Below are 11,143 nucleotides of genomic sequence, written 5' to 3'. Positions count from 1 at the left end.
GCCGACACGCAGAACGCAGTTCTGCACATAACCCTGTCCTAACTGAGCGCAAGCGAAGGCAGGGCAGGGTAAACGCGATACACTATACTGCGGTTGAAGACCGCAACCTTGCACGTTTCGAGGTAGCGGTCTTCAACCGCGATTTTGTTACACTTCACACCCCCCACCGGCAGCCCGCAGGTCTGCGACCAACGGTTAACCAAAGTTACGACCTCCCTGAGGTCTAAAAAAACCACAATATATATATTCAATGAAAAAATCAGTGAGTTCAGTGAGATCCGCGCGGGGAGTTCCATTGCTGAATAGTTACTTTTGCCACAGGGAAATATTAATATTACATAATAATAAACGGCTACCGGCTTGGCTATGGAGATTTTTTTGTAAATTTGTACTCTAATTATCATACTAATTTTTAAAACATGAAACTCAGTAAAACTATTTTAGCAGCAGTTATCAGCGTGAGCTCGCTTTGTGCTTGCGCCGAAGTCCTTCCCACACCCCAAACCACAGGAGGTATGCCCCTCATGGATGCAATGAGCAAGCGCATGAGCAGCCGCGACATCGACCCCGATCAACCAGTCACCAAGCAAGACCTCAGCAACATGCTGTGGGCGGCGTGGGGCATCACACACGACGGCAAGCACACCGTGGGCACTGCGATGAACCGCCAGGAACTCACCGTGTATGTCATCACTCCCACCGAGATAAGCCGCTACAATCCCGAGGACGGCACGCTCACCGTTGTTGTCAAGGGCGACTTCCGCGAAGTTGCCGGACAGCAGGAGTTTGCCAAGCAAGCACCCATCAACCTGGCCTTTGTCGTTGATACCGACAAGCAGAAGAGCACCGAGTACCAAGGCTACACCGTGGGAGCTGCGTCGCAAAACGTGTATCTCTACTGCGCTGCCAGTGGGCTCAAGACAGTTGTGCGCGGCATGTTTGACCACGACAAGTTGCCGCAAGTGATGCAACTGCCCAGCAACAAGCGTGTGGTTCTAGTGCAATCAGTGGGACATTAAGATGACTTTCAGCGGATTAAGATATCTTGTATTTTCAGCTATAGCCACCAGTTGTGTGCTAGCAGCATTCACTGCATGCTCCAGCGACAAGATGAAGGCCGACGAGTGTGAGGTCGATGAGTCTTACATGCACCTGCTTGCCGAGGAAGAGGAGACACCTGTGGAAAGTGGCCCCTTCGACGGTGTGGTGCACAGCATAGAGTCGCACCTGCCACCCACGTCCTACTCCGAGTTTTTCCGCGACACTAACGACTTGCAGCTCACTGCTGCACGTGCCCTGGGCATAGCACCCATGCACAGTCTTGACGGCATCTACGAGACCAGCCACAACATTGTCAAGGTGAAAACCTGCGACGACTTTGTGGTGGATGACCTCACCTACTCCATGCCTTACCTCGTGCCACGTGCCGCAGCACTGCTGCACGACATAGGTCATGCCTTTCGCGATACCATCAAGGCCCGCGGCGGCAAGGAGTATCGCATGATAGTTACCAGCCTCATGCGCACTCACAACAGCGTGAAGCGGCTCAAGCGACGCAACCGCGCTGCGACCGACAGCTCCTGCCACCTCTATGGCACAACTTTCGACATCAGCTTTGCACGTTTCGACTGCCGCGACTCCAGCTTTGTGATTTCAGAGCAGGACCTCAAAGCCATTCTAGCAGAGGTGATCCAAGACAAGCGCGAGCACAACTACTGCTACGTCATCTACGAGCGCAAGCGCGGATGCTTCCACGTGACAACAAGATAATCTTCTTGACGATGACGATGCGCTTCGCTACGATGACGATGACTTTTTTCTTGACGATAATAACGATAATAACGATAATAACGATATTAACGAAAATAACGATAATAACAAAATGACTGAACAAAACGCTATCACCAATTACCTGAAGTATGCAGGCATCAAGGAACTCAACATCAAGGCAGCCCTCGTTGACTGCGACGGAGTGCTCTTCGACTCGATGAAAAACCATTCACGCGCATGGGTGAAACTCATGACCAAGAACGGCATCAAGTGCACACGCGATGAGTTTTACGCTATGGAAGGCATGGTGGGCACCGAGGTCATCAAGACCAAGTTCAAGACCGGTGCAGGCAAGATAATCACCGACGACGAGGCACTGGCTCTCTACGGCGTGAAGGGACGCTACTTCCGCGAGCTGGGCGAAGTTCCCGTGATCGAAGGCACCATCGACGTGCTCAACGCCCTCAAGGAGAGAGGCATCAACAGCGTGCTTGTCACCGGTTCGCAGCAGGCATCGCTGATTGAACGCATCGACAAGGATTACCCCGGCATCTTTGAGGACCGCAAGGTCACAGGACACGACGTGCGACGCGGCAAGCCCAATCCCGAACCCTATCTCAAAGGCATCGGCAAGGCTGGCGTCAAGGCAAGCGAGTGCATCGTCATCGAGAATGCACCGCTAGGAGTACAGGCCGGACATGCCGCAGGATGCTTCACCGTGGCTGTCACAACTGGCCCCATCAGCGAAAAAGAACTCTACAAGGCTGGAGCCGACATGGTATATCCCAACATGGCAGCCCTGCTCGCCGCACTCCCCGCATTACTTGAAGCAAAGGATTAATCGAAAAGTCGATTATACTCTCGCCAAAATCACAATAGATATGCAACAACTCATATTCACCAATGATGTGGCAGCGGCACTCTCGACCGTAGCACGCGGCAAGCACTACAACCGCATCTTCGTCCTCGTCGATGAGAACACCAGCCGCGAGGTATTGCCGCACGTGCAGTGCGACACCATAGCCTGGGCACACGTGATCACCATCCCCGCCGGCGACACCCACAAGAACCTTGACACGCTCACCCAAGTGTGGACCGAGCTCGACAACAACGGCGGCACACGCCACTCGCTGCTCATCAACCTGGGCGGCGGCGTGGTCACCGACCTGGGCGGCATGGCAGCAGCCACATTCAAGCGCGGCATCGACTTTGTGAACTGTCCCACCACGCTACTCAGTGCTGTTGATGCCGCTGTGGGTGGCAAGACTGGCATTAACTTCAACGGACTGAAAAACGAGCTGGGCGTGTTCTGCGAGGCCTGTGCAGTGATTATCTCCACCTGCTTCCTTGCCACACTACCTCACACCGAACTTAAAAGCGGCTATGCCGAGATGATCAAGCATGGTATGCTCGATAGTGAAGAAGAATTTGCACGCCTGCTGGATTACGACATCCAGCAAGCAAGCCTCGACCAGCTCTTGTCGCTGCTTGAGACCTCGGTCAAGGTGAAACAGCGCATCGTGGAGCAAGATCCGCACGAGAAGGGATTGCGGCGCGCGCTCAACCTGGGTCACACCGTGGGCCACGCCTTCGAGAGCATGGCGATGCACCGCGGCAAACCCATCCCGCACGGCTATGCGGTGGCATGGGGCCTGGTGGCCGAGACCGTGCTCTCGCACATGAAGATGAAAATGGCCAGTGCATCGCTGCAACGCCTTGCGCAATTTGTGCGCGACAACTACGGCGCGTTCTATATCACCTGCGATGACTACCCCGAGTTGCTCAACTACATGCACCACGACAAGAAAAGCGTGCACGGCGAGATCAACTGCAGCCTGCTGCGCTCATGCGGCGACATCGAGACCGGCGTCACCGTCACCGACGACGACATGAAAGCTGCCCTCGACATCTACCGTGACCTCATGGGAATATAAGCTGCCATCATCACAATACCGCCCAAATGACAAAAAAAACACTAATAATGCACGATTATTCAAAAAAATTGACTACTTTTGCAGTCAATTATGAAAAATATTAAGAGATACATATTGATTATTGCTACTGCTGCCACAATCGCAATATCGCTCTCATCGTGCTGGAACAAAGATTACTACATGTATAGCGACGATGAGTGGAGCAATAGCGACTTTATTGATGACCGCTCTATACTCAACGGAGAGTTTGACCTTGATGACATGGATCGATAACCATGTTTCTCATAAAAAACCAATCATATAAGCGTCATGGCTATGGAGCCTTGACGCTTATTTCCCTTTACCCACAACTCCACTTTGTGTTCAAAATAAAAATTTTAATGGTAAAAATGTGAAATTATTGTTGTGTATTTCATGAATTATCATTAATTTTGTGCATTGATATATTATAATGTATATAATTATATGTTGAGATATTTAAGTATAATATTTTGTGCCGCCACTTCTTTTTCAATTGCAGCACAGGGTGTAGTAACTCTAGACTCGTGCCGAGCCATGGCGCTTGGCAATAACAAGGAAATAAAAACCGCCGAACTTAAGATAAAGCAAGCTGGCTATCAGCGCAAAGAAGCCGCTGCTGCCTATCTCCCCTCGGTGGACTTCGAGGGTGCTTACACCTATAACCAAAAGAACCTTTCACTTGTTGACAAGGACCAGTTGCTCCCCGTCAAGACATTCAACCCGCTCACCCAGAACTATGAGTACGAGCTGCTAGTGAACCCCTCTACTGGCCAACCCGTCATCGTCAATGGCACACCCGTGCCACTACAAATGGCGCTCCTCCCCAAGGATGCGCTCACCTTCAACACGCACAATGTCTTTGCTGGAGCCATCACGGTGACACAACCCATCTACATGGGCGGCAAAATCAAGGCAATGAACGAAATCACTCATTTTGCCCAGGATCTTGCCATATCAATGCACGACAGCAAGGTCGAGGACGTGATTTACAATGTCGATGCAGCCTACTGGCAGGTAGTCTCGCTCAAGGCAAAGCAACGTCTTGCCGAGGGGTATGTATCGCTGGTCGAATCACTCGACAACGACGTGAAGGCACTCGTGGAGCAAGGAGTAGCTACACGCACTACCCTACTCTCGGTAGATGTGAAGCTCAATGAGGCTCAGATAGCCCTAACCAAGGTTAACGACGGCCTCGTCCTCTCACGCATGTTGCTAGCACAAGTGTGCGGAATGCCCATCAACGACCAGTTTACACTCGCCGACGAAGACAAGGAGACTCTTGCCGAAACCACACTGCGACCTGCCACATTCAACATGGACAACGTCTATGCCAAGCGTCATGACATCCACTCGCTAGAACTTGCCGTGAAGATATTTGACCAGAAAGCCAAGGTTGCACGCAGCGAGATGCTACCCACCATTGCTGCTGTGGGAGCATATCATGCCATGAACCCAAACACCTACAATGGCTTTGCCAACAAGTTCGGGTTTGCATTCTCAGTGGGCGCAATGGTTAAGATCCCCATCTGGCACTGGGGAGGTCTCTCCAATAAGTATAAAGCAGCTGTCACCGAGGCTCGCATGAAGCAAGTAGAGCTCGATGACGTGCGCGAGAAAGTACAACTGCAGGTAAACCAAGCTTCGTTCAAGTACCAAGAGGCCTACAAGACCTACGACATGACCTGCAAGAACCTGCGCGTGGCAGAGGAAAACCTGCGCATGGCACAGGTAGCATTCAAGGAAGGAGTATCTACAAGCGACGAAGTGCTCAAGGCCCAAACCGCATGGCTGGCTGCCAACAGCGAGAAAATCGACGCTGAGATTAACGTGCGCCTGTGCGACGTATATCTCTCTAAAGTCATGGGAGAACTCAAAATATATTAATCCCTTGTAAAATATAAAACAACACAATATGGAAAACGTAAACAACAATGCTCAGGCTGTGAGCAAAAAAAACAAAGCGTTGCTGGCAGCACTTGCGGTGTTTGTAGTGATTTTGGCAGCAATTGCAATCTTGGGAATGGTACTTATCACTCCTCCTAACGAAATAACACAAGGTCAGGCCGACTGCGACGTGGTGCGCGTGTCGGGCAAGCTTCCCGGACGCATAGTCAAGTTCTATGTCACCGAGGGTCAATTCGTCCACAAGGGCGATACCCTGGCAAGTATCTACTCTTCGACTGTTGATGCTAAACTATTCCAGGCCAAGTCTATGCAAGACGCAGCCACTGCTACCAGCCAGAAAGCCGAGGCAGGAACACGCAGCGAGCTCAAGGCAGGAGCCTACAACATGTGGCAACAAGCCATCGCTGCCGAGACCATCACCCAGAAGACCTACCAGCGCATGCAAAACCTCTATGAGCAAGGCGTCATCAGCGAGCAAAAGCGCGACGAGGCACGTGCAGCCTACGAGAGCGCTTCGGCAGCTGTCAAAGCGGCTAAGTCACAATATGATATGGCACAAAACGGTGCACAAACCGAGGACAAGCAAGCTGCTCGCAGCATGGCCAACGCTGCCAAGGGTAGCGTGATGGAGGTGCAATCGATGCTTGAAGATCAGTTCCTCATCGCTCCCTGCGATGGCGAAGTGAGCGAAATTTATCCCCACGAGGGAGAACTCGTCTCGCTGGGCGCACCTGTGATGTCGGTGTCTAAACTCGACGACATGTGGGCATCGTTCAACGTGCGTGAGGAGAAACTCAGCAACCTGCCCGTGGGCAAGGAAATCACAGTGACCATCCCCGCCCTCGACAACAAGGAAGTAAAGATGAAGGTTTACTATGTGCACGACCGTGGCAGCTACGCAGCATGGAGTGCTACCAAGGCCTACGGACAGTTTGACAGCAAGACCTTCGAAGTAAGAGTGCGTCCCACAGCTCACATCGAGAACTTCCGTCCAGGTATGTCAGTAATTCTTGGTGAATGAGTCTCAAGGCAATCATATTAAATTCCTTCAAGCGCAGCCTGGTGCAACTGGTTGAACGCAAGGCATTACTACTCATGATTGTGGTAATACCTATAGTGTGCTGTGGCTTCTTGATTGACCTCATGAGCCAGGGTGCTGTGGAGCATGTACCCATCGCTGTGGTTAATCTTGACAACTCGTCAATGTCGCGCAACTTGGAACGCAACCTCAGTGCTATGCAGGGTGTTGACATCAAGATGCACTGTGCATCGCATGGCGAGGCAATGATGGCATTGCAACGTGGCGAAGTGCTGGGATTTATTTTTATCCCTGAGAAACTTGAGGAAAAGACATTGGGCGGCAAGGAACCAGTGGTTAGTTTCTATGTAAACTATGCCTACTTTACCCCGTCATCGTCTCAATACAAGGGCTTTAAGACCGTGAGTCTGCTGGCTAATGGTGCAATCGTCAAGACAGTGCTTGACGCAACTGGACTCTTGAGTCCCAATGATGTAGCTGCCACCTTGCAACCCATCCTCACACATGTGCATGGCATTAACAACCCCTGGACCAACTATAGTTACTACTTGAACATGTCGTTCTTGCCCTGCTTGCTAGCACTCATAGTAATGCTCACCACAGTCACCACCGTGTGCAATGAGTTCAAGTACAACACATGTGGCGAGTGGCTCAACACCGCAGGCGGGTCAATTATGGTTGCCATTGCCAGTAAATTAATCCCTCACAGTGTGATATTTACCACAATGGGATGGGTCATGCAGCTGATTATGTTTAAGATTAATTACCTGCCACTTCACTGCAACCCGTGGCACATGATACTTGCCATGCCACTATTAGTGCTGGCTTGCCAGTCATTTGCCCTGCTCATGATTTGTGTGACTCCTAATTATCGCAAGAGTGCCACCCTGTGTACTCTGTTTGGTATGATGTCGTTCTCGTTTTGTGGTTTCTCATTACCATCCGAGGCAATGTACCCATGGATTAATGCAGTTGGTTATATTGTTCCCATCAAGCACTATTTCCTCATTAGTATCGATCAAGCTCTCAACGGCATCGACCTGTACTATTCACGCATGCACTATGCGATTCTCATTGGCTATGTGCTGCTGCCACTTCCATTGATGTGGCGCATCAAGCATGAATGTCAAAACCCCGTTTATGTTCCATAAATGAAACAAGTTATTAATAACATATTAAAATCGCCCCTACATGTTCTTGAAGCATGTGTGCACGAGTTGAAACTTACCTTCAGCGACGTGGGTGTTATCATCTTCTTCTTGGTAGTGAGTATGGCCTACCCCTTGCTCTATTCACTTGTCTATAACACCGAGATTCCACGCGACCTCAAGGTGATTGTAGTAGATGACGACCGCAGCCGCGAGAGTCGCGAGTTTGTGCGCGCTCTTGATGCCACACCCGAGGTGTGGGTCGTTGCCTATGCAGCCAACATGCAGGAGGCCCGCAGTGCAATGGCAAGCCATGACTGCTATGGCATCATTAATTTCCCACGCGACTACGCCCTGAATTTGGGTAGAGGAGAGCAAGCGCACGTTAATGTCTATTGTGATATGAGCGTGATGATGCGCTATCGCCAAATTCTCATGGCTACCACAGCCGTGCAACAAGCTCGCAGTGGAAAAATACAGGCTGCCAAAGCGTCGGTTGTCCCCATCGGCCTTGGCGGAGGAACAATCGTGAGCGCTCAAGTGCCATTAGGCAACACCGCTATGGGACTAGGCTCATCAGTCTTGATGTGTATTCTTGCACTGGTTTTGCAACAGAGCATGATGCTGGGTGTGGGAGTTCTGCATGGTGGTGTGCGCGACCGTCGTCGCATGAATGGCGGTATTGACCCACTTGAGCACAAAGTGCCAGCTGTCGTGTCGGTTCTGGGTCGTGCCATTGCTCACACACTTGTATATGTAGTTCCCACACTATATGCACTGCTGCTGGTGCCCAAGATTTTTGATTTCCCACAAAACGGACATGCCATTGAAATCATGATATTCTCATTGCCTTATATCCTGGCTTGCTCATTCTTCTCGCAAACTTTTAAGGTTATTGTCAAGGGACGTGAGGCAACATTTATTACACTGGCATTCACTTCTATCTTGTTTGTGTTCCTCAGCGGTATCTCATGGCCTCGTCAATCAATGGGAACCTTCTGGATTGCGATGGGTAACCTCATTCCCTCAACCTGGGGGGCAACAGGATACATTGCAATGCAAAGTAATGGCGCATCGCTTGCTGCTCAGTCTCAGTCTTACTTGATGCTGTGGCTACTGTGCGGTCTCTACTTCGTCACAGCATCGCTAGTGGAGAAATTCATTGCTCGTCGCCAGAACACCAAGAACACCAAGAATTGAACGAAGCGTTTTTTTCTTCTCGCGCCTTTTGTTTCTCGGTAAAAACCACTACCTTTGCACAAAAACAATAGCTATGAAGAAAAATATCACCACACTCCTACTCGCTGCATGTGCAGCTGTAGCCACAGCGCAAGGCATCTCGCCCGCAATGCTCACCAGCATTGAGAAGCAACACCAAGCACAACCCACCAGCAAAGCGCTGTTCAATGCCGTTGCCACTAACTCCATCGACGACCTGGCTCGAAATTATGCTGCCAAGAACTCGATGAACAAGACATTCTCGGTCGAGACACCCAAGCAAAACATCCACAACCAGAAACAATCAGGACGTTGCTGGATGTTCAGCGGCTTCAACGTGCTGCGAGCGGCCTTTGCCAAGGCTCACAACGACACCTTGTGCGTGGAATACTCCCACGTATATACATTCTTCTACGACCAGCTCGAGAAGTCTAACCTCATGCTACAGAGCGTCATCGACAACGCAGCACTACCCATCACCGACAAGAAGGTGCAATACCTCTTCCAGAATCCCGTGAACGACGGCGGCACATTCTGCGGTGTTGCCGACCTTGCCGACAAGTATGGACTCGTGCCCATGACCGTGATGCCCGAGACCTACTCGGCCGAGAACACTACCCGCATGACTCGCCTCATCAAGAGCAAACTGCGTGAATATGGCCTTGAACTGCGCAAGATGGTTGCCGAGAAGAAAAGCAAGCAAGCCATCGAGGCCCGCAAGACCGAGATGCTGGGCACAATCTACAACATGCTATGCCTCACGCTGGGCGAGCCCGTGAAGTCGTTCTCCTACACATTCACCGACAAGGACGGCAATCCCAAGGACGAGCCACGCACCTTCACACCGCAGGAGTTCTACCGCGAGACCGTGGGCGGCCCCATAAATGGCAGCTTCATCATGGTGATGAACGACCCGCGCCACCCTTATCACAAGACCTACGAGGTGGATCTAGATCGTCACACCTACGACGGACACAACTGGAAATACCTCAACCTACCCATGGAGGAAATTGCGGCTATGGCTATCGCATCGCTCAAGGACGGACGCAAACTCTACTCTAGTTACGACGCCGGCAAGATGATGGACCGCAAGACTGGCATTGCCGATACTGAGCTATATGACTATGCCTCGCTCATGGGCACCGACTTCACCATGAACAAGGCCGAGCGCATCATGACATTCGACAGCGGTTCTACTCACGCCATGACACTCACCGCAGTGGACCTCGACGCACAAGGCAACCCCATCAAGTGGAAAGTGGAGAACTCATGGAGCGCCGAGAGCTGCGACAAGGGATACGTACTCATGACCGACAAGTGGTTCAACGAATACATGTTCCGCCTAGTCGTCGACAAGCAATACGTCCCCACCTCGCTCCTCAAAGAGTATGACCAAAAACCAACAATGCTCACCACCGACGACCCCCTGTTCCTCCCCGACGAGTAAGGGGAATCAACATTTGCAAACTTTCATAAAAATCATCCCATATTTTTTAAGATGATTATCAGAAAAAAATGTAACTTTGCATAATTCACATAACCCAAACAGATATTAGCAATGTCAGAGGAATTATTAAGATCATATCGTCTCACATCTATGGAGGAACCTACAGACGAGATGCTTCACGCAATCATGGAGAAAGTCGCTGCTGCTGCTCGTGAATCATCAGCACGAGCCCAGGAAGCGAAGCGCCGCATGTTAGCAGAAACGGTTTCAAACATCAAACAAAAACGAGCTACAAGCCGATGAATACCAATCGACGTCCCACCTTGTGTGTTGTCGCAGGGCCCAATGGATCGGGCAAGACTACTACAACACAGCAACTTCTAGCTAATGAATGGGCTGAAGATAGCCTTTACATTAACCCTGATAATATAGCTCAAGAGACCTTTGGTGATTGGAATTCTCCCGAAGCAGTACATAAAGCAGCAGTTTTAGCTACCGAGAAAAGATACGAATGCTTAAGTAACTCAACTTTAGCATATGGAACAATCTGAATTTCACCTATTTGCTCCGATTAGCGTCCTACTGGACGCATCTGCTTGTTGATACTATACCCCCACCGCCACTTCGTTCGGCGGTGGGGGTTATTCAGGTATTGTCCTGC

11 protein-coding genes are annotated in these 11,143 nt (G+C 50.7%); all 11 read left to right on the top strand.

What is annotated here, in order from left to right:
- Positions 1-419: 419 nt before the first annotated feature.
- Positions 420-1,019, top strand: a complete 600-nt coding sequence (locus ACKI3C_RS03640) for a nitroreductase family protein (RefSeq protein ID WP_407402151.1) — start codon at positions 420-422, stop codon at positions 1,017-1,019.
- A gap of 55 nt (positions 1,020-1,074) precedes the next feature.
- Positions 1,075-1,770 (top strand): DUF5715 family protein, encoded by a 696-nt coding sequence (locus ACKI3C_RS03635; RefSeq protein WP_407402149.1) that lies wholly within the window; start codon positions 1,075-1,077, stop codon positions 1,768-1,770.
- Positions 1,771-1,882: 112 nt separating this feature from the next.
- Positions 1,883-2,611: an HAD family hydrolase gene (locus ACKI3C_RS03630; RefSeq protein ID WP_407402147.1), complete on the top strand. Its 729-nt coding sequence runs from the start codon at positions 1,883-1,885 to the stop codon at positions 2,609-2,611.
- Between the two features lie 40 nt (positions 2,612-2,651).
- On the top strand, positions 2,652-3,704 hold the full coding sequence (gene aroB / locus ACKI3C_RS03625) for a 3-dehydroquinate synthase (protein WP_407402145.1): 1,053 nt from the start codon (positions 2,652-2,654) through the stop codon (positions 3,702-3,704).
- Positions 3,705-3,794: 90 nt separating this feature from the next.
- Complete coding sequence (locus tag ACKI3C_RS03620) at positions 3,795-3,977, top strand: hypothetical protein (protein WP_407402143.1); 183 nt, start codon at positions 3,795-3,797, stop codon at positions 3,975-3,977.
- A 192-nt stretch (positions 3,978-4,169) separates the two neighbouring features.
- On the top strand, positions 4,170-5,609 hold the full coding sequence (locus ACKI3C_RS03615) for a TolC family protein (protein WP_407402141.1): 1,440 nt from the start codon (positions 4,170-4,172) through the stop codon (positions 5,607-5,609).
- A gap of 28 nt (positions 5,610-5,637) precedes the next feature.
- Complete coding sequence (locus ACKI3C_RS03610) at positions 5,638-6,651, top strand: HlyD family secretion protein (RefSeq protein WP_407402139.1); 1,014 nt, start codon at positions 5,638-5,640, stop codon at positions 6,649-6,651.
- A complete protein-coding gene (locus tag ACKI3C_RS03605; protein WP_407402137.1) occupies positions 6,648-7,820 on the top strand; it encodes an ABC transporter permease in 1,173 nt (390 codons plus the stop codon). The genes ACKI3C_RS03610 and ACKI3C_RS03605 overlap by 4 nt, the downstream gene beginning before the upstream one ends.
- On the top strand, positions 7,821-9,017 hold the full coding sequence (locus ACKI3C_RS03600; RefSeq protein ID WP_407402135.1) for an ABC transporter permease: 1,197 nt from the start codon (positions 7,821-7,823) through the stop codon (positions 9,015-9,017). It abuts the gene before it with no gap.
- A gap of 73 nt (positions 9,018-9,090) precedes the next feature.
- Positions 9,091-10,482: a C1 family peptidase gene (locus ACKI3C_RS03595; RefSeq protein ID WP_407402133.1), complete on the top strand. Its 1,392-nt coding sequence runs from the start codon at positions 9,091-9,093 to the stop codon at positions 10,480-10,482.
- Between the two features lie 299 nt (positions 10,483-10,781).
- Positions 10,782-11,033, top strand: coding sequence for a zeta toxin family protein (locus ACKI3C_RS03590; protein WP_407402131.1), 252 nt, complete (start codon positions 10,782-10,784; stop codon positions 11,031-11,033).
- Positions 11,034-11,143: the final 110 nt, after the last annotated feature.

Source organism: Sodaliphilus sp., assembly GCF_045598405.1.
Taxonomy (GTDB): Bacteria; Bacteroidota; Bacteroidia; order Bacteroidales; family Muribaculaceae; genus Sodaliphilus; species Sodaliphilus limicaballi.
Note: the sequence above shows the minus strand (reverse complement) of the source record. Positions and strands in the feature narration are given on the sequence as shown.

What these genes read in the sequence shown, in the direction of transcription:
- ACKI3C_RS03630 (WP_407402147.1), top strand. Translation starts at nt 1,883, where the DNA reads ATGACTGAACAAAACGCTATCACCAATTACCTGAAGTATGCAGGCATC.
- ACKI3C_RS03605 (WP_407402137.1), top strand. Translation starts at nt 6,648, where the DNA reads ATGAGTCTCAAGGCAATCATATTAAATTCCTTCAAGCGCAGCCTGGTG.
- ACKI3C_RS03640 (WP_407402151.1), top strand. Translation starts at nt 420, where the DNA reads ATGAAACTCAGTAAAACTATTTTAGCAGCAGTTATCAGCGTGAGCTCG.
- ACKI3C_RS03600 (WP_407402135.1), top strand. Translation starts at nt 7,821, where the DNA reads ATGAAACAAGTTATTAATAACATATTAAAATCGCCCCTACATGTTCTT.
- ACKI3C_RS03620 (WP_407402143.1), top strand. Translation starts at nt 3,795, where the DNA reads ATGAAAAATATTAAGAGATACATATTGATTATTGCTACTGCTGCCACA.
- ACKI3C_RS03615 (WP_407402141.1), top strand. Translation starts at nt 4,170, where the DNA reads ATGTTGAGATATTTAAGTATAATATTTTGTGCCGCCACTTCTTTTTCA.
- ACKI3C_RS03595 (WP_407402133.1), top strand. Translation starts at nt 9,091, where the DNA reads ATGAAGAAAAATATCACCACACTCCTACTCGCTGCATGTGCAGCTGTA.
- aroB (WP_407402145.1), top strand. Translation starts at nt 2,652, where the DNA reads ATGCAACAACTCATATTCACCAATGATGTGGCAGCGGCACTCTCGACC.
- ACKI3C_RS03590 (WP_407402131.1), top strand. Translation starts at nt 10,782, where the DNA reads ATGAATACCAATCGACGTCCCACCTTGTGTGTTGTCGCAGGGCCCAAT.
- ACKI3C_RS03610 (WP_407402139.1), top strand. Translation starts at nt 5,638, where the DNA reads ATGGAAAACGTAAACAACAATGCTCAGGCTGTGAGCAAAAAAAACAAA.